Below are 17,606 nucleotides of genomic sequence, written 5' to 3' on the forward strand. Positions count from 1 at the left end.
CGGTGCCATCGTGCCGATGGGCGTGACGGCAGTCCGGTCCGGGGGACGCGCCCCCTCGANACGCCCGTCCCGGGCTGCGGGGGATCGGCCTGGAGGAGATGGTGGACCGGGCCGCCCTGCTCACGCGCGTGGACCGCAAGTACGTGCTCCGTCGCGCCGAGGTCCCCGCGGTGCTCTCCGGTCTCGACCCGGCCACCCGGGTCCTGGAGGTCGACGGCCTGCGCACCCAGTCCTACCGTTCCGCCTACCTCGACACGGACGACCTCGCCGGGTACCGCTCGGCCGCCACCCGTCGGAGGAGGCGCTTCAAGGTCCGCACCCGCACCTACGCGGACTCCGACCTGTCCTACCTGGAGGTCAAGACCCGCGGTCCGCGTGGCCACACCGTCAAGGAACGCAGGATCCGCACCGTCGGGGGGAGCACCACCGGTCCCCTCGACGCCTCGGAGCGCGACTGGGTCGACTCCCTCCTGGTCCCACTCGGGTGCCCGCCCGGAACCGCGGGTGGGCTCGTTCCGGTGCTGGAGGTCACCTACGGCAGGACCACCCTGCTCATGGGGGACGGGTGCGGGCGCGCGACGATCGACTCCGGACTGGAGTGGGTCGCGCCGGGCCGGGGGAGCCTCACCCGTCCCGACCTCGTCATCGTCGAGACGAAGTCCGGGTCCCGGCCCTCAGACCTGGACCACCTCCTGTGGGCGTGCGGACACCGCCCCACCCGCATCTCGAAGTACGCCACCGCCCTGGCCGCCCTGGACGACACGCTCCCCGCCAACCGGTGGGCCCGCGTCCTGCGCCAGGAATTCACCACCGCCTGCTGACCACCCCGGAGGGGCCACCGCCACCTCCGCAGGAAGGAAGACCCATGTCGAAGAGAATGGTCCACCGGACCGCCGCACTCCTGCTCACCGCCTCACTCGCTCTCGGCGCCTGCTCCACGACGACCACCGGGAGTGGGGATCCGTCGGGTGCCACCTCGAGCGTCTCGACCACCACCACCTCCGAGGTGGAGCAGTCCGGGGACACGGAGGGCACCTCCTCCGCGGCCGTCGACACCACAGCCCCGCCCACGGCCGAGGAGGTCCTCGCGGCCAACGCGAACTCCTCGAAGGTCGACGACGACGAGTGGGACGCCTCGAGCGCCCAGGACATCACCCTCCAGGGGTCCACTGCCACCACCGACGCCGCAGGTGTGACGGTCGACGGGTCCACGGTGACGATCACCGCCGCCGGCGTGTACCGCCTGTCCGGCTCGCTCGAGGGATCGGTGGTGGTCGACGCCCCCGAGGACGCCCTCGTGGTCCTGGTCCTCGACGGAGCCGACATCTCGAACAGCGCCGGACCCGCCATCGCCGTCACCACCGCGGATGACGTGGTCCTCTCCCTCACCGGTGACAACTCGGTCTCCGACGCGGACTCCTACGAGGACTCGGCCTCCGCCAACGCCGCGGTCCACGCCGACGCCGACCTCACGATCACCGGGGAGGGGACGCTCCACGTCTCGGGCAACGGGAACGACGGCATCACCTCCACCGACGACCTGTACATCCTCTCCGGGACCCTGGAGGTCGAGGCCGTGGACGACGGGCTGCGCGGGAAGGACTCGCTCACCGTCGCGGGAGGGACCGTCACCGTCACCGCGGGCGGTGACGGACTGAAGTCCGACCAGGACGGGGACGCCACCAAGGGGTTCGTCCACATCGCAGGCGGCACGGTCACCGTCACCTCCGAGGGGGACGGGATCGACGCGGAGACGGACGTCGTCCTCACCGTCGGGACCCTCACCGTCGCCTCCGGCGGTGGGGCATCCGCCGGGAAGACGGACACCTCGGCGAAGGGGGTCAAGGCCGGGGTGTTCCTGGTGGAGGACGGGACGACCCTGGACGTCGACTCCGGTGACGACGCCCTCCACTCCAAGGGCGCGCTGCGCCTGAGCTCCGGGACCGTCACGCTCGCCACGGGTGACGACGGGATCCACGCCGAGGTCGCCGCCGTCCTCGACGGAGCCGATGTCACGGTCACGACCTCGGAGGAGGGGCTCGAGGCGGGGCTCGTCACGATCTCCGCCGGATCGGTGGACATCACCTCGAACGACGACGGGATCAACGGATCGGGGTCAACGACGACCGAGGCGGGACTGGCCGCGACCTCGGACGACTCCGGGACCTCCGACTCCGACGCGGGTGGCGGCATGGGAGGCGGGATGGGCGACAGCGGCGAGCAGGTCGACATCACCGGCGGCACCGTCGTCGTGGACGCGGAGGGGGACGGCATCGACTCCAACGGCTCCGCCACGATCTCCGGCGGTGACGTCAGCGTCTGGGGGCCCACGGGCAGCGGCAACGGTGCCCTCGACGTCAACGGGACCCTGACGGTGACCGGGGGCACCCTTGTGGCCGTGGGCTCCTCGGGAATGGCGACGGCACCCTCGTCGACCGACGGCCAGGGATGGGTCCAGGCCACGGTCTCCGGTTCGGCCGGGTCCGAGGTGACGGTGACGGACTCCTCCGGGACCGCACTGGCGACCTTCACCGCGCGCAAGCAGTTCGGCAACGTGGTGTTCTCCTCGGCAGGGGTCACCACCGGGGACTCCTACACGGTCGCGGTCGAGGGGGGTTCCTCGGCGACCGTCACGGCCGGACAGTCCTCCGACGGCGGGATGGGCGGCGGCCCCGGTGGGGGCAACGGGCGTCCCGGCGGCAACGGGTGACCCGGGCGTCCCTCAGGCGGTCCAGGCGAGGGGATCGTCCACCAGGCGCTGGAGGACCCGGTGGGCCGCGCCCGTGGCGGCGAGCCGCGAGCTGTCGGCGGCGAGACGCACCTCGGGCTGCGACCACTCCGACTGCAGCACGCGCACCGACATCTCCCGCCGGGCCGCCGGCAGGAGCTCCTCCCCGACCTCGGCGACATTGCCGCCCAGGACGACCAGCGGGATGTCCACGGTGTTGATGACGGCCGCGAGGGCGCGTCCCAGTGCGGCCCCGCCCTCGTCGAGAGCGCGACGCGCCTCCGCGGAGCCCTCGCGCGCGGCGCGGACCACGTCGGCGGGGGCGGAACCGGCGGGCAGGCCCGCCAACCGGATGAAGGCCCGCCGACCGAGGTAGGCCTCCAGGCAGCCCGTCGCCCCGCAGGAGCAGACGGGTCCGGCGGGGTCGACGCAGATGTGCCCGATCTCACCGGACCAGCCGTGCGCCCCCGTGAGCATGCGGTGGTCGATGACGATCCCGGCGCCGATGCCGACCTCGCCGGAGACGAGGACGAAGGAGGAGGGGCCGGAGGGGACCCCGGGGAGGGGATGGGCGACGGCGAAGGCGGCGAGGTCGGCCTCGTTCGCGACGAGCACCGGTCGGAGGTCGGCGACGGGGGCGAGCAGCTCCGCCAGGGGGGTGTCCCTCCACCCGAGGTTCGGGGCGAGGGCGAGGGCGTCGGGGGAGACGAGGCCCGGCAGGGCCAACCCCGAGCCGAGGAAGGTCGCGCGAGGGCGCAGGGCGGTGGCCAGGACGCGGTGGGCGAGGGTGGAGAGGTCGCCCATGGTGGCCGCGGGGCTGGTGCCCGAGAAGTCGCCGACCACGACCTCCTCCGCCAGTACCGTGCCGGTGAGGTCCACGACGCGTGCGGACAGCGAGCCGACGTTGACCTCGAGTCCCAGGGAGACGAAGCGGCCCTGGCGAGGAACCAGTGGAACCGCTGGACGGCCCCTGCCAGGATTCAGGGGCGCCAGTTCGGAGATGACACCCGCGCTGATCAGTTCGTCGACCAGACGCGAGACGGTTGCGCGAGTGATACCGGTGGCCGTGGCGACGGCTGCGCGGGAGACACCTCCGGGGTCGGCGAGCACACGACGGAGGACCAAGGACAGGTTCGTCGCCCTCAGACTCTCTGCGGTGACCCCGGTCCGCCGACGTTCTCCGATACGCCTGGTCGTCTGCGGGGGAGCAAGTGTGTGCGCCGACCGTCCAATACCCATGGGCAGACCATACGCTGCAGCCTTGCGGGATCCGGGACCTTCCTATAATGTTTTGGTCAGCAACAAAACAGACGACACGGCAGTGGGGCCGTGTCCATGCACATGGAGGTGCCGGTCATGAGCGACCTGTGGAACATCGAACCCATCCCCTTCGTCGGCAAGACCTCACCGCAGCAGGGCCTGGGCTTCCGCTACTACCAGCCCGACCGCGTGGTTGCCGGGAAGCCGATGAAGGACTGGCTGCGCTTCGCGGTCGCCTACTGGCACACCTTCGACCAGCGCCTGGTGGACCCCTTCGGGGAGGGCACGGCCCAGCGCCCCTACGACCACTTCACCGATCCCATGGACCTGGCCCTGGCCAAGGTGGACTACACCTTCGAGTTCTACCGCAAGCTCGGCGTCGGGTACTTCTGCTTCCACGACCGAGACCTCGCTCCGGAGGGTGACACCCTGCGCGAGACCAATGCGAACCTGGACCGGGTCGTGGACCGGGTGGCGGAGCTGCAGGCGGAGACCGGCATCACTCCTCTGTGGAACACCAGCAGTCTCTTCACCAATGCCCGCTTCCTCTCGGGAGCGGCGACTTCCCCCTTCGCCGAGGTCTTCTCCTACGCGGGGGGTCAGCTCAAGCACAGCTTGGAGATCGCCAAACGGCTGGGCGCCGAGAACTACGTGTTCTGGGGCGGCCGCGAGGGCTACGAGAACCTCTGGAACACGGACCTCCGCCGCGAGCAGGACCACATGGCGCGCTTCCTGCACATGGCCGTGGACTACGCCCGCGAGATCGGGCTCGACGCCCAGTTCCTCATCGAGCCCAAGCCGAAGGAGCCGACCACCCACCAGTACGACTTCGACGCCGCGACCTCGATCGCCTTCCTCAAGACCTACGGGCTCGACGGGGACTTCAAGCTGAACCTCGAGGGGAACCACGCGAACCTCGCCGGTCACACTTACCAGCACGAGGTCCGTGTGGCCCGCGTGGCGGGCATGCTCGGGTCGCTGGACGCGAACCAGGGGGACAAGCTCATCGGCTGGGACATCGACGAGTTCCCCTCCGACCTCTACGAGACCACCGCCGTCATGTGGGAGATCCTCGACGAGGGTCGCATCGGCCCCCACGGCGGCCTGAACTTCGATGCGAAGCCCCGGCGCACCTCCTTCACCGCCGAGGACCTCTTCCGCGCCCACGTCGTCGGCATGGATTCCTACGCCGCCGGACTGCTGGTGGCAGCGCAGATGCACGAGGACCGCTTCATCGAGGACCTCGTCGCCGAGCGCTACGACTCCTTCGACCGGGGAGTGGGTGCGAGCGTGGAGGACGGCTCGGCCACCCTCGCGGACCTTGAGGCCCACGCACTGGACGTGCCGCAGGCTGACATCCTCGCCTCGACGCGCTCCGACCACCTGGAGTCGGTGAAGGCGACGATCAACAACTACATCGTCGACACGCTGGGTCGCGACTGACCTCCCGGTGGTGCCGGACAGGCAGTCACTCGGAGAAGGAGTTCCCATGGACACGCAACGCCCCTTCGTCGCCGGGGTCGACACCTCGACGCAGTCCTGCAAGGTGGTCGTGGTCGACCCCGTGACCGGCGCCGTCGTGCGCGAGGGCAGGGCCACGCACCCCGACGGCACCGAGGTGGATCCCCGGTTCTGGTGGGACGCGTTCCTGGAAGCCGTCGACGGTGCGGGCGGGCTCGGGGACGTCGCGGCCCTGTCCGTGGGCGGCCAGCAGCACGGAATGGTCTGCCTGGACCGGGACGGCGAGGTCATCCGCCCCGCCCTCCTGTGGAACGACACCCGTTCCGGCGACGCCGCACGGGACCTGGTCCTCGAGGCCGGAGCAGGTGACGCCGGGGTCGGCGCTGCGTGGTGGGCCGAGGCCACAGGCTCGGTGCCGGTCGCCTCACTCACGGTCACCAAGCTGCGGTGGCTCGCCGACCACGAACCCGACAACGCCGCGCGCATCGCGGCGGTGTGCCTGCCCCACGACTGGCTCACCTGGCGCATCAGGGGGACCGGACGGCTGGAGGACCTGGTCACCGACCGTTCCGACGCCTCGGGGACCGGGTACACGGACCGCGAGGTCGCGGTGGCGGGAACCGAGGAGGGGGGCGCTCGCGGGGGCTACCGTCGTGACATCCTCGCGCGCGCCCTGCGGCGCCCCGAGGGCGGGGCCGACGACATCGTCCTCCCGCGCATCCTGGGACCCCGGCAGTCCGCCGGGCACGCGGATGCGTCGCGCGGCTGGGGTCATGTGGAACTGGGACCCGGGTGCGGTGACAACGCCGGTGCCGCGCTGGGCGTGGGCCTGCGGCCCGGTGACGCCCTGCTCTCCCTGGGGACCTCCGGGGTGGTCGCCGCGGTGTCGGACCACCCGGTCTCGGACCCCACCGGCCTCGTCGCGGGGTTCTCCGACGCGAGCGGGAACTGGCTCCCCCTGGCCTGCACCCTCAACGCCTCCCGCATCACCGACGCGATGGCCCGCGTCATCGACGCCGACTACCGGGAGTACGACGACCTCGCCATGTCCGTGCCGGACGCGGGCGGGCTCGTCCTCGTCCCCTACTTCGAGGGTGAGCGCACCCCGAACCTGCCCGACGCGACTGCGGAGCTGCGCGGCATGACCCTGGCCAACTCCGACCGTGCCCATGTCGCGCGGGCCGGGGTGGAGGGGCTGCTGGACCTCATGCGCGGCGCGCTGGACGCGGTGCGGGCGCTCGGAGTGCCCATCGGGCGGGTCCTCATGGTGGGTGGAGGGGCGAGGTCCACGGCGGTGCAGGCGCTGGCACCCCAGCGCCTGGGTGTCGAGGTGGCCCTGCCCGAGCCAGGTGAGTACGTCGCCCTGGGCGCCGCCCGGCAGGCCGCCGGGGTCCTGGAACAGGGGAGCTGAGAGCCCGACCCCACCTTCTGTCGGACCTCCGCCCGACCACACTGTCGACGCCCCCACGGACAGGGTTCCCCGTGGGGGCGTCGCACTCGTCCACACGCGCCCGTCCGGATCAGCCCGGCCCGTCCGGATCAGCCCGGCCCGTCAGGGGCGTCGGGGGACGGCCGATCAGGAGGGCGCCGGACCCGTCGAGTCGCGGCGGACCAGTGTCGTGGCCAGGCGGACCGGCCCGCTCATCGACGGCTCACCCCCACGGGCGAGGTCGACCACCAGGCGCACGCCGGCGGCCCCCATGTCGTGGAGCGGCTGGTGGACGGTGGTGAGGCGGGGCGTCGCCCAGGCGGCCATGTCGGTGTCGTCGAAGCCGACGACGCTGATGTCGCCGGGGATCGACAGCCCTGCCTCTCGCGCCGCCTCGTAGAGACCGAGTGCGATGGCGTCGGCCCCCGCGAAGACCGCCGTGGGCCGCTGCGAGGGGGGCAGCGCCAACAGCTCCCGTCCGACCTCGAGCCCCGTCTCGTAGGTGAAGTCGTCGCCCCTGATGAGCTCCGGCAGGACGGGGAGGTCGTTCATCTGCAGGGCTGAGAGGTACCCCTGGAGGCGTTCACCCGAGGGGACCGACTCCGCCGGTCCGCGGACGAAGGCGATGCGACGGTGGCCGAGGTCGATGAGGTGCTGCGTGGCCTCCACGCCCCCGTTCCAGTTCGTCGCCCCGATGCTGCGGGCGCCGTGGGGGAGCGCGTTGGCGGGATCGATCGCGACGAGTGGCAGTCCGAGGGAATGGGCCTTGGCCAGTTGGGCGTCCGACAGGGGCGTGGTCACGACGATCACCCCCAGGTACCGGTTGCCGTGGATGAGGTCGAACCAGGCCTCCTCGAGGGGGACGGGGCAGTTCCCCGGAGGGGTACCCGGCGTGTAGGAGACCGTGAGCGAGACCCCCTCACGCAGGGCGGCGGAGGCGGCCCCCTTGAGGATCTCGAGGGTGTAGAAGGTGGCGAGGTTGTCGGCCACCAGGGCCACGGACGGGTAGGGGAGGGGGGCGGGGACGAGGGCGGGTCGGTACCCCAGCTCCTCGGAGGTGGCGAGCACCCGCGCCCGGGTCGACGCCGCGACGTCACTGCGGTTGTTGAGGGCCTTCGAGGCGGTCGCCCGCGACACACCGGCCCCCCGGGCGACGTCGTCGAGTGTGACGTGCCCCTGATCGACAGCACCCATTGGCACCTCCGTGGAGTCTCGGACACGAGCTTATCGAAATGATTTCGACATGTCGAACGCGATGAGACTCATTCGTTATCGTTGAAATGGCGGATGCTGTTGACTTGCTTAGTCATTCTACTAAACTAAAAGTGCTCTGGTTGGTTTGCGAAAAGTTTCGACTGTGTTGTCGACGCGGGCCACTGACGACGGGGAGGTTTCAACGATGAGACACGGACGAAGGATGACAGCCCTCGCGGCGGTGTCGGCAGTCGCCGCACTCGCCCTTGCCGGGTGCGGCAGGGGGGGCGGTACGGAGAGCGGGACCAGCGGTGCCGCCAGCGGTGACGCCGGCAGCAGCACCACCATCACCTGGTGGCACAACTCCAACTCGGATCCCGGCAAGGCCTACTACGAACAGGTGGCGAAGGACTTCGAGGCCGAGCACCCCGGGGTGACGATCGAGATCTCAGCCATGCAGCACGAGGACATGCTCACCAAGCTCGAGGCCGCCTTCCAGAGCGGGGACATGCCCGACGTGTACATGGAGCGCGGGGGAGGCGAGCTCGCCGACCACGTCGCGGCCGGTCTGACGAAGGACCTGACCGACCCCGCCGCCGACGTCATCGAGACCCTGGGAGGCAACGTCTCCGGTTTCCAGGTCGACGGACACACCTACGCGCTGCCCTTCTCGATGGGCGTCGTCGGCTTCTGGTACAACAAGTCGCTCTTCGAGCAGGGGGGGATCACCACACCCCCGACCACGATGGCGGAGCTCGACTCTGCGATCGACGCACTCAAGGCCGCGGACATCACCCCGATCTCGGTCGGGGCCGGTGACAAGTGGCCGGCGGCCCACTACTGGTACTACTTCGCCCTGCGCCAGTGCTCCGAGCAGGTGCTCACCGATGCGGTCACCAGCCACGACTTCTCCGACGCCTGCTTCGAGCGGGCCGGGGAGGACCTGCAGGCCCTCGTCCAGAAGGAACCCTTCAACCCGGGCTTCCTCACGACGCCCGCGCAGACGGGTGCCACCAGTGCCTCCGGCCTCCTGGCCACCGGCAAGGTCGCCATGGAGCTGGCCGGGCACTGGGAGCCGGGAGTCATGCAGGGCCTGACGGAGGACAACCAGGGCCTCGGTGACGACACGGGCTGGTTCGCCTTCCCGAGCGTCGAGGGTGGCCAGGGTGACCCGGCCGCAGCGCTGGGTGGTGGCGACGCCTGGGCCGTCTCCCAGAACGCGCCCGACGAGGCCGTCGAGTTCGCCAAGTACCTGCTCTCCGACAAGGTCCAGCAGGGCTTCGCGGAGAACAGCATGGGCCTGCCGACGAATCCCGCCGCGACCGGTGCGGTGGGCGACCCCGTGCTCGCCGATCTCCTGACGGTGCGTGACGACGCCCCCTACGTCCAGCTCTACTTCGACACCGCCTTCGGGACGGCGATCGGTGGGGCCATGAACGACGAGATCGCCCTGCTCTTCGCGGGCCAGGCGACCCCGCAGGACATCGTCGACGCGACCCAGGCCGCAGCAGACGCGGAGTGACGCTTCCATGACAGACGCAACCACAGTCACCAGCAGTGGTTCGTCCGCGGTGCAGGATGCCGGTGTCCCGACGGTCCCGGAGGGGACCGCCGGGACACCGGCGCCACGTCGCAGGCCGACCGACTGGCGCAAGGGTGCGGAGATCACCTTCTTCGTCACCCCGGCACTCGTGCTCATCGCGATGTTCATCGTGTGGCCGATCACCCGGGCCGTCCAGTTCTCCCTCTACAAGTGGAAGGGGTACGGTCCCCTGGTCGACTTCGTCGGCCTGGGCAACTACGTCTCGGTCCTGCGCAACGACGTCTTCATCCAGGCGCTCACCCACAACCTGGTCATCGTGGTGGCGTCCATCGCGATCCAGCTGCCCCTCGGGCTGGCGATCGCACTGCTCCTCAACCGGAAGATGCGGTTCCAGGGCACACTGCGCATGGTCATCTTCGTGCCCTACGTCCTCTCGGAGGTCATCGCCGGCGTCGTCTGGCTCCAGCTCCTCCAACCGCGCTACGGGGTCATCGACGCCCTGCTCGGCCTCGTGGGGCTGTCCGGGCCCGAACAGGGGTTCCTCGGGACCCCGAGGTACGCCCTCGCCACCGTGATCGTCGTGCTGACCTGGAAGTACGTCGGGTTGGCGATCCTGCTCCTGCTCGCCGGGCTCCAGGGGGTGCCTGAGGAACTGGAGGAGGCCGCCCAGATCGACGGCGCCTCCTGGTGGCAGATCCAGCGCCACATCACGATCCCTCTGCTCGGTCCCACCATGCGCACCTGGGCCTTCCTCTCGATGATCGGGTCCCTCCAGCTCTTCGACATGGTGTGGATCCTCACCAAGGGCGGACCGGCCAACTCGACGGTCACGATGGCGACCTTCCTCATCAACGAGGGCACCAAGCGTTCGAACTACGGGATCGCCGGGGCGGCCTCCGTGATCCTCTTCGTCGTGGCGGTCGTCATGGCCGTCGCCTACCAGTACTTCATCCTGCGGCGCGACAACACCTCCGACGAGGTCGGCCGGCGGCGCAGCAAGAGGGAGGTGAGGTCACGATGAGCACCACACACGCACCGGTGACCATGGCGGAGCGCAGACGGGGCTCCGGTGAGGGCAACGCCGCCCGGCGTCGCGGCAACACGTGGGCCTACGTGGTGGGCCTCCTCGCGGCCGTCGTGACGCTCTCCCCGGTCGTCTACGCGATCCTCTCGGCGTTCCGCTCCAACGCGCAGCTCGCCGAGAACCCCGCGGGGCTGCCCGATCCCTGGGTGTTCTCCAACTACGCGGGGGTCCTGTCCAACCCGGCCTTCTGGCGCTACGCCCTGAACTCCACGGCGATCGCCCTGATCACCACCGCCCTCGTGGTGGTCCTGGGGATCATGGCCGCCTACCCGCTCTCCCGGTACTCCTTCCGGTGGCGCGAACCGGTGTACATGGTCTTCGTCCTGGGGCTCCTGTTCCCCGCCTCGGTGGCGATCATCCCGCTGTTCATCATCATCTCGAAGGACCTCCACCTGGCGAACACGTGGTGGGGCGTCGCACTGCCCCAGGCGGCCTTCCAACTGCCCATGACGGTGGTGATCCTCCGACCGTTCCTGCAGGCGATCCCGCGCGAGCTCGAGGAGGCCTCCCTCCTGGACGGCGCCACCCGGATCGGGTTCTTCTGGCGCATCCTCCTGCCCCTGTCCGCACCGGGCATGGTGACCGTGGGGGTGCTCGCCTTCGTCGGGTCGTGGAACGCGTACCTCCTCCCACTGCTCCTGCTGCAGGGGGACATGAGGACCCTCCCGCTGGGCGTGGCGGACTTCTCCACGGAGCACTCCTCCGACATGGCCGGTGTCTTCGCGTTCACCACGCTCGCGATGATCCCCGCCCTCGTGTTCTTCCTCGCGATGCAGAAGCGGATCGTCAACGGACTCCAGGGAGCGGTGAAGGGATGATGACCACCCAGCACATGGCCGGGGAGGCGACCGACGAGCTCGTCGAGACCCTCCTGGGGTCGATGGACCTGCAGGAGAAGCTGCACCAACTGGGCTCCTACTGGCTCCGCGACACCTCACTGGCCGCGCCCGCCCCGGACCCCGGGACCGGGCAGGGAGGGGGCCACTCGGGCGCCGCCCCCCTGGAGCACGACTTCGCCGAGCGGTCCCAGCAGTGGGAGGAGGCCTCACGGCTCGGCCTGGGGCACCTCACCCGCGTCTTCGGGACCGCACCCCTCCCCGTCGATGAGGGCGTCGCGCGCCTGGTCTCCCTCCAGGAGGAGGTGCGTGGACGCTCACCCCACCACATCCCCGCCATCGCCCACGAGGAGTGCCTGACCGGCTTCACGGCCCTGGGCACGACCGTCTACCCGGCGGCGATCGCCTGGGGGGCGACGTGGAGACCCGCCCTCGTGCGCGAGATGGCCCGCGCGGTCGGTGGGGACATGCGGGCGGTGGGGGTCCACCAGGGCCTCGCCCCCCTCCTGGACGTCGTGCGCGACTACCGGTGGGGGCGGGTCGAGGAGACCTGCGGGGAGGACCCCTACCTGGTCGGAACCCTCGGGACCGCCTACGTGCAGGGGCTCCAGTCCGCCGGCATCGACGCCACGCTCAAGCACTTCGTCGCCTACCCGGCCTCCCGGGCGGGACGCAACCACGCGCCGGTGTCCATGGGGCCGCGTGAGCTCGAGGACGTCATGCTCGTCCCCTTCGAGATGGCGGTGCGCGAGGGCGGGGTCGCCAGCGTGATGAACTCCTACTCGGACATCGACGGTGTCCCCGTCGCGGCCTCCCACCACCTCCTCACCGAGGTCCTGAGGGACCGGTGGGGTTTCGCGGGTCCCGTCGTCTCCGACTACTGGTCGGTGAGCTTCCTGGAGTCCATGCACCACGTCGCCCGCGACCGGGCGCAGGCCGCGGCCCTGGCCCTGCGCGCGGGCATGGACGTCGAGCTCCCGGAGACGACCTGTTTCGCGGCCCTGGACGAGGCCCTGGAACAGGGTCTGCTCGACGTCGCCGACATCGACGCGGCCGTGCGCCGTGTGCTGCACCAGAAGGCACGCCTGGGACTGCTCGACCCCGAGTGGTCCCCCGGGGCCGACGTGGATCCCGGGCGCGACCTCGACTCCCCACGCAACCGCGACATCGCGCGCCGGATGGCGGAGGAGTCCGTCGTGCTCCTGGCCAATGACGGGATCCTGCCCCTGCGTCCCGGAACCCGGGTCGCCCTCGTCGGACCCTCCTGGACCGACGTGCGCACCCTGATGGGGTGCTACGCCTTCCCCAACCACGTCCTCTCCCGGACCGCGGAGGGAGGCACCGGGCTCGAGATCCAGGACCTGCCCGGCGCGCTCGCGGAGGAGCTCGGGGAGCCCCCGCTCCTGTGCGCGGGTGTGGGCTTCACCGAGGGGACCGACGAGGGGATCGCCGAGGCGGTCCGCACCTCCCGGGAGGCGGACGTGGCCGTCGTCTGCGTCGGGGACATCGCCGGGCTCTTCGGGGAGGGGACCTCCGGGGAGGGCTGCGACGTGGTCGACCTCGACCTCCCCGGACGCCAGGGCGAACTCCTCGGGGCCGTGCTCGACACCGGCACCCCCACCGTGCTCCTCCTGGTGACGGGGCGGCCCTACGCGCTGGGGGAGTACGCCGGCCGCTGCGCCGCGGTGGTGCAGGCCTTCATGCCGGGAGTCGAGGGCGCGGGGGCCATCGCCCGCGTGCTCTCCGGCGCCGTCAACCCCTCGGGTCGTCTCCCGGTCGCGATCCCCCGCACCCGCGGGGGCCAGCCCGGCACCTACCTCGCCCCTGCACTGGGCTGGTACGCGGAGGGCATCTCGAACCTCGACCCGCGCCCCCTCTACCCCTTCGGATCCGGCACCTCCTACACGACCTTCGCCTACTCCGACCCCGAGGTCTCCGCCCCGACGGTGGACGTCGCCGGCACCGTGGAGTACGCGGTGACCGTGACGAACACCGGTGGGCGGGGCGGCTCCGAGGTCGTCCAGCTCTACCTGACCGACCCGTGCGCGGAGGTCGTGCGCCCCCTCAAGCAGCTCATCGGGTTCGCCAAGGTGGACCTGGCGGCGGGGGCCTCCGCACGGGTCACGTTCACCGTGCACGCCGACCGGTTCTCCTTCACGGGACGGGACCTCGCGCGGATCGTCGAACCCGGCGAGGTGCTCCTCAGTGCCGGGCACTCCTCGGAGGACAGGCTCGAGCCGCTGGTGGTGGAGGTCGTGGGTGGGCGGAGGAGCGTCCCCGAGGGACGTGTGCTGACGACCCCGGTGTCCGTCGAACCACTCTGAACGACACCTCCCGGCAGCACCCTCCGGGCACCGCACAGGGCACCGCCCCGGCGGCCCGGGGAGTGGTACCGCCTCCCGGTTCCGTCCCCGTGCGACTAGCGTGGGGAGGAGCGGCGCCACTCCTGTGGCGTCGGACCATGCACCTCCCCGGGGCGGGGACCGGCCGACCGGACCGCCCCGGGCACACCCCCGAGGAGCCAGCCATGACCACACCTTCCCAACGCCTGGAGGAGCTCGGTGTCGAGCTTCCCCCCGTCGCCGCACCCGTCGCCGCCTACGTCCCGGCCCTGGTGGACCGCGGAACGGTGCGCACCTCCGGCCAGTTGCCCCTGGAGGGCGGGGAGCTCACCTGCACCGGGGCGGTGGGCGTGGACGGTGCGGACCCAGAGGACGCGAAGGACGCCGCCCGCACCGCGGCACTCAACGCACTGGCGGCGGCGGCCGCTGCCGCCGGGGGTCTCGACAGGCTCTCCGGAGTGGTGAAGGTGACCGGCTTCGTCTCCTCCCGTCCCGACTTCACCGGGCAGGCGGGCGTCATCAACGGCGCCTCCGAACTCTACGGGCAGGTCTTCGGCGACCACCACATCCGCTCCGCCGTGGGTGTCGCCGTGCTCCCCCTCAACGCCTCCGTCGAGGTCGAGGCGGAGTTCTCCCTGGTCGACGGCGCCGTCGCCCGGATCCGGGAGCTCTGACCACCGTGAGCGCACTGAAGTCACTGAAGTCCCTGGCCGCGGTGCACCTCGCCGCCGCCCATGCCTCCGAGAACGGTCGCAGTTCGGAGCTCGTCGTCCACGACGGACCCCTCCGCCAGACCGTCGTCGCCCTCGTGGAGGGAACCCGCCTGGGCGAGCACAACTCGCCACCGGCCGCCTCACTGCAGGTGATCCGCGGGAAGGTCCGGGTGGATGCCGACGGCACCGCGCAGGGAGAGTTCGACGAGGGCGAACTGTGGACGCTCACCCATGAGCGCCACTCCGTCCTGGCCCTGCAGGACAGTGTGTTCCTGCTGACGACCGTGACCTCCACCGGGACCCCGTCACACTCCTGAGACGGGCGGGAACGGCCCGTCGGGGTGCCGCGGTCGCGGGTGTCCGGCCGGGGGAACGCCGTCGCGCCACGACGGACGCACACGGCTAGTGTGGTGCCGGCGGGTGCGACCGGGGAACGTGGCGGTCCCCGGGGCCACGTCCCGCCATCGACGCCCCCACGACCAGAAGGACACACCATGAGCGACCAGACCCCCCCCGACGCGGCTCCCACTGCGGCGGGGCACCAGATGTTCCGCCTCGTGGACGCCCAGAAGCTCGGTGCCAGCGGCGGCGGGTGCGGGTGTGGCGGGCACGGCCACGCCGCGGTCGCGGAGCGGGCCGACGAGGGTGGGACGGCGGCCGCCGGTGGGTGCGGGTGCGGGGGACACGGGCACCGGGCCGCCCCCGGGCAGGATGCCGCTGCCCAGGAGAAGGCGTCCGGTGGGTGCGGGTGCCGTGGACACGGCCGGGGAGGGCACCACCACGGTGGTGCGCATGCCGCTCCCGCCCCGACGGCCCCCGGCGTGGGCGCCGCGGAGGAACTGGTCGTCCACTCGATCCCCCGCGTCGTGCGCAAGGCCGTGCTCTTCGCCGCCGTCGACGGCCTCCCCGTCGGCGACGGGATCGTCCTGGTCGCCCCCCACCAGCCCGAGCCCCTCTTCGAGCACCTGCGTGACTCGGCCTCCCACTACCGCGTGGAGACCCTCGACGCCGGACCGCGGACGTGGCGGTACCGGGTGACGCGTCTGTCCTGAGCGGTCCACACCGGCGCGTGGGGCCACCTCCTGGAGGAGGTGGCCCCACGTCGTCCGCGCGCCCGGGCGGTCGGGTCCCTGACCCGCCTCACAGGGCCTTGATGATGTCCTCCACGCTCGACTTCGCGTCCCCGAAGAGCATCTGCGTGTTCTCGCGGAAGAACAGCGGGTTCTGCACACCGGCGTACCCCGTGGCCATGGAGCGCTTGAAGACCACCACCTCGCGTGCCTCCCACACACGCACCACGGGCATCCCCGCGATGGGTGAGCCGGGTTCCTCCGCCGCCGGGTTGACGGTGTCGTTCGCCCCGATGACCAGCACGACGTCGACGTCGCCGAGTTCGTCGTTGACCTCGTCCATCTCCAGGACGATGTCGTAGGGGACGCGGGCCTCGGCGAGCAGCACGTTCATGTGCCCGGGGAGCCGTCCGGCCACGGGGTGGATGGCGAACTCCACACGCACCCCCCGGGAGCGCAGCTTCTCCACCAGTTCGGCCACCGGGTACTGGGCGTGGGCCACCGCCATCCCGTAGCCGGGGGTGATGACGACGCGGTGCGCGTCGGCCAGCATCCCCGCCACCGTGGCGGCGTCGACCTCGCGGTGCTCCTCGGGGGCGGCGCCCTCGCCGCCGCCCGCTCCCGGCCGGGGCGAGGGTGCCTGGGACTCGCCCCCGAACCCGCCGAGGATGACGGAGACGAAGGAGCGGTTCATCGCCCGGCACATGATCCAGCTGAGGTAGGCACCCGAGGAGCCCACCAGTGCACCGGTGAGGATGAGGAGGTCGTTGTCCAGCATGAACCCCGCAGCGGCCGCGGCCCACCCCGAGTAGGAGTTGAGCATCGACACGACCACCGGCATGTCGCCGCCACCGATGGCGGCCACCAGGTGCGCCCCGAGCAGCAGGGCGATCACCGTCATCGCGACCAGGGCCACCCAGGACCACGTGGAGTGCTCCGGGGTGCGCAGGAAGACGACCATGAACACCAGGGAGACGACCAGGGCCCCGAGGTTGAGCCAGTTGCGGCCCGGCAGGGTCAGGGGGGCGCCCGCGATCCTCCCGGAGAGCTTGAGGAAGGCGATGACCGACCCGGTCAGGGTGACTGCGCCGATGAAGATCCCCAGGTAGACCTCACCGAGGTGGAACGAGCCGAGCTCGAGGGCGGTGGGGTCGGGCGCCAGGTAGGAGTTGAAGCCCACCAGTACCGCGGCGAGGCCCACGAAGCTGTGCAGCAACGCGATGAGCTGGGGCATCCCCGTCATCTCGACGCGGCGCGCCAGGGTCGTGCCGATGGTGGCGCCCACCAGGAGTGCCAGGGCGATGAGGAGGGCCGTCACCCACACCCCGCGACCGGGGTCCGAGGTCAGGGCGACCACGACTGTGGCGACCAGTGCGGTCCCCATGCCGATGGCACCCAGGGAGTTGCCGCGCTGGGCGGTCTCGTGCCGGGACAGCCCTGACAGGGCGAGGATGAAGAGGAGTGCCGCCACGAGGTAGGCGAGCACGCTGCCCCGGGAGACGGCGGTGGCCACAGCGTCGGGGACCGCTGCGGGCACGGGGACGGGCAGGGTGGTGAGGAGCGTCGTCATGGCTCAGTCCTTCCTGAACATGGCGAGCATGCGGTGGGTCACCGTGAATCCGCCGAAGATGTTGATGGAGGCCACGACGATCGCCACGAAGGACAGGGCCGAGACCAGGGTGTTCGAGGACCCCACCTGCAGGACGGCACCGACCAGGATGATCCCGGAGACCGCGTTCGTCACCGACATCAGCGGGGTGTGCAGGGAGTGCGTCACCGCGGTGATGACCCGGAAGCCGACGACGACCGCCAGCAGCAGGACCATCAGGTGGGCGGCCGCGGCCGGCGGGGTCGCCAGGACGAGGGCCGCGGCGAGCACGACCGCGAGCCCCCACCACCCCAGACGCCGTCGCCGACGCCGGGCCTCGGCACGGGCCTCCTGCGCG

Annotated in this window: 15 protein-coding genes; 11 read left to right on the plus strand and 4 right to left on the minus strand. The window is 71.2% G+C overall.

Going from position 1 to position 17,606, the window contains the following annotated elements; genetic code table 11:
* Nucleotides 1-98 precede the first annotated feature (98 nt).
* Together TA90_RS04250 and TA90_RS04255 are read left to right on the plus strand one after the other, a co-directional pair.
* Complete coding sequence (locus TA90_RS04250) at nt 99-821, plus strand: VTC domain-containing protein (protein WP_052450495.1); 723 nt, start codon at nt 99-101, stop codon at nt 819-821.
* Between the two features lie 44 nt (nt 822-865).
* Complete coding sequence (locus TA90_RS04255; RefSeq protein WP_043534777.1) at nt 866-2,710, plus strand: carbohydrate-binding domain-containing protein; 1,845 nt, start codon at nt 866-868, stop codon at nt 2,708-2,710.
* Nucleotides 2,711-2,722: 12 nt separating this feature from the next.
* Here TA90_RS04255 and TA90_RS04260 read toward each other — a convergent pair whose 3' ends face one another.
* Complete coding sequence (locus TA90_RS04260) at nt 2,723-3,853, minus strand: ROK family transcriptional regulator (RefSeq protein WP_231550656.1); 1,131 nt, start codon at nt 3,851-3,853, stop codon at nt 2,723-2,725.
* A 231-nt stretch (nt 3,854-4,084) separates the two neighbouring features.
* Here TA90_RS04260 and xylA point away from each other — a divergent pair, with 231 nt between their 5' ends.
* Nucleotides 4,085-5,431, plus strand: coding sequence for a xylose isomerase (xylA, locus tag TA90_RS04265; RefSeq protein ID WP_043534787.1), 1,347 nt, complete (start codon nt 4,085-4,087; stop codon nt 5,429-5,431).
* A 46-nt stretch (nt 5,432-5,477) separates the two neighbouring features.
* Entirely contained in the window at nt 5,478-6,860 is a 1,383-nt protein-coding gene (locus tag TA90_RS04270; RefSeq protein ID WP_043534778.1) for a xylulokinase, read from the plus strand.
* A 165-nt stretch (nt 6,861-7,025) separates the two neighbouring features.
* Here TA90_RS04270 and TA90_RS04275 read toward each other — a convergent pair whose 3' ends face one another.
* Nucleotides 7,026-8,072: a LacI family DNA-binding transcriptional regulator gene (locus tag TA90_RS04275; RefSeq protein ID WP_043534779.1), complete on the minus strand. Its 1,047-nt coding sequence runs from the start codon at nt 8,070-8,072 to the stop codon at nt 7,026-7,028.
* Nucleotides 8,073-8,277: 205 nt separating this feature from the next.
* Here TA90_RS04275 and TA90_RS04280 point away from each other — a divergent pair, with 205 nt between their 5' ends.
* From TA90_RS04280 to TA90_RS04310, 7 genes are all read left to right on the plus strand, one after another.
* On the plus strand, nt 8,278-9,594 hold the full coding sequence (locus tag TA90_RS04280; RefSeq protein ID WP_043534780.1) for an extracellular solute-binding protein: 1,317 nt from the start codon (nt 8,278-8,280) through the stop codon (nt 9,592-9,594).
* Between the two features lie 7 nt (nt 9,595-9,601).
* On the plus strand, nt 9,602-10,636 hold the full coding sequence (locus tag TA90_RS04285; protein ID WP_052450496.1) for a carbohydrate ABC transporter permease: 1,035 nt from the start codon (nt 9,602-9,604) through the stop codon (nt 10,634-10,636).
* A complete protein-coding gene (locus tag TA90_RS04290) occupies nt 10,633-11,517 on the plus strand; it encodes a carbohydrate ABC transporter permease (protein WP_043534781.1) in 885 nt (294 codons plus the stop codon). The genes TA90_RS04285 and TA90_RS04290 overlap by 4 nt, the downstream gene beginning before the upstream one ends.
* On the plus strand, nt 11,514-13,859 hold the full coding sequence (locus TA90_RS04295; protein ID WP_197067841.1) for a glycoside hydrolase family 3 N-terminal domain-containing protein: 2,346 nt from the start codon (nt 11,514-11,516) through the stop codon (nt 13,857-13,859). Before TA90_RS04290 ends, TA90_RS04295 begins: the two co-directional genes overlap by 4 nt.
* Nucleotides 13,860-14,062: 203 nt before the next feature.
* The gene (locus TA90_RS04300) at nt 14,063-14,551 is read left to right on the plus strand and encodes a RidA family protein (protein WP_043534782.1); all 489 of its coding nucleotides are present in this window, start codon (nt 14,063-14,065) and stop codon (nt 14,549-14,551) included.
* Nucleotides 14,552-14,556: 5 nt separating this feature from the next.
* Complete coding sequence (locus TA90_RS04305) at nt 14,557-14,907, plus strand: cupin domain-containing protein (RefSeq protein ID WP_231550657.1); 351 nt, start codon at nt 14,557-14,559, stop codon at nt 14,905-14,907.
* 177 nt (nt 14,908-15,084) lie between these two features.
* A complete protein-coding gene (locus TA90_RS04310) occupies nt 15,085-15,642 on the plus strand; it encodes a DUF2249 domain-containing protein (protein WP_043534783.1) in 558 nt (185 codons plus the stop codon).
* A gap of 88 nt (nt 15,643-15,730) precedes the next feature.
* On the opposite strand, the gene pntB is transcribed toward TA90_RS04310, so the two are convergent.
* Nucleotides 15,731-17,230, minus strand: a complete 1,500-nt coding sequence (pntB, locus tag TA90_RS04315) for a Re/Si-specific NAD(P)(+) transhydrogenase subunit beta (RefSeq protein ID WP_043534784.1) — start codon at nt 17,228-17,230, stop codon at nt 15,731-15,733.
* A gap of 3 nt (nt 17,231-17,233) precedes the next feature.
* Nucleotides 17,234-17,606 (minus strand): proton-translocating transhydrogenase family protein (locus TA90_RS04320; protein ID WP_043534785.1); only part of this gene is annotated, 373 nt, incomplete at its 5' end.

This window comes from Actinomyces polynesiensis, from assembly GCF_000820725.1.
GTDB lineage: Bacteria > Actinomycetota > Actinomycetes > Actinomycetales > Actinomycetaceae > Pauljensenia > Pauljensenia polynesiensis.

Excerpts from the sequence above, each read along its gene's own strand:
- xylA (WP_043534787.1), top strand. The coding sequence starts at position 4,085 with ATGAGCGACCTGTGGAACATCGAACCCATCCCCTTCGTCGGCAAGACC.
- TA90_RS04250 (WP_052450495.1), top strand. The coding sequence starts at position 99 with ATGGTGGACCGGGCCGCCCTGCTCACGCGCGTGGACCGCAAGTACGTG.
- TA90_RS04300 (WP_043534782.1), top strand. The coding sequence starts at position 14,063 with ATGACCACACCTTCCCAACGCCTGGAGGAGCTCGGTGTCGAGCTTCCC.
- TA90_RS04270 (WP_043534778.1), top strand. The coding sequence starts at position 5,478 with ATGGACACGCAACGCCCCTTCGTCGCCGGGGTCGACACCTCGACGCAG.
- TA90_RS04285 (WP_052450496.1), top strand. The coding sequence starts at position 9,602 with ATGACAGACGCAACCACAGTCACCAGCAGTGGTTCGTCCGCGGTGCAG.
- TA90_RS04280 (WP_043534780.1), top strand. The coding sequence starts at position 8,278 with ATGAGACACGGACGAAGGATGACAGCCCTCGCGGCGGTGTCGGCAGTC.
- pntB (WP_043534784.1), bottom strand. The coding sequence starts at position 17,230 with ATGACGACGCTCCTCACCACCCTGCCCGTCCCCGTGCCCGCAGCGGTC.
- TA90_RS04255 (WP_043534777.1), top strand. The coding sequence starts at position 866 with ATGTCGAAGAGAATGGTCCACCGGACCGCCGCACTCCTGCTCACCGCC.
- TA90_RS04310 (WP_043534783.1), top strand. The coding sequence starts at position 15,085 with ATGAGCGACCAGACCCCCCCCGACGCGGCTCCCACTGCGGCGGGGCAC.
- TA90_RS04275 (WP_043534779.1), bottom strand. The coding sequence starts at position 8,072 with ATGGGTGCTGTCGATCAGGGGCACGTCACACTCGACGACGTCGCCCGG.
- TA90_RS04295 (WP_197067841.1), top strand. The coding sequence starts at position 11,514 with ATGATGACCACCCAGCACATGGCCGGGGAGGCGACCGACGAGCTCGTC.
- TA90_RS04290 (WP_043534781.1), top strand. The coding sequence starts at position 10,633 with ATGAGCACCACACACGCACCGGTGACCATGGCGGAGCGCAGACGGGGC.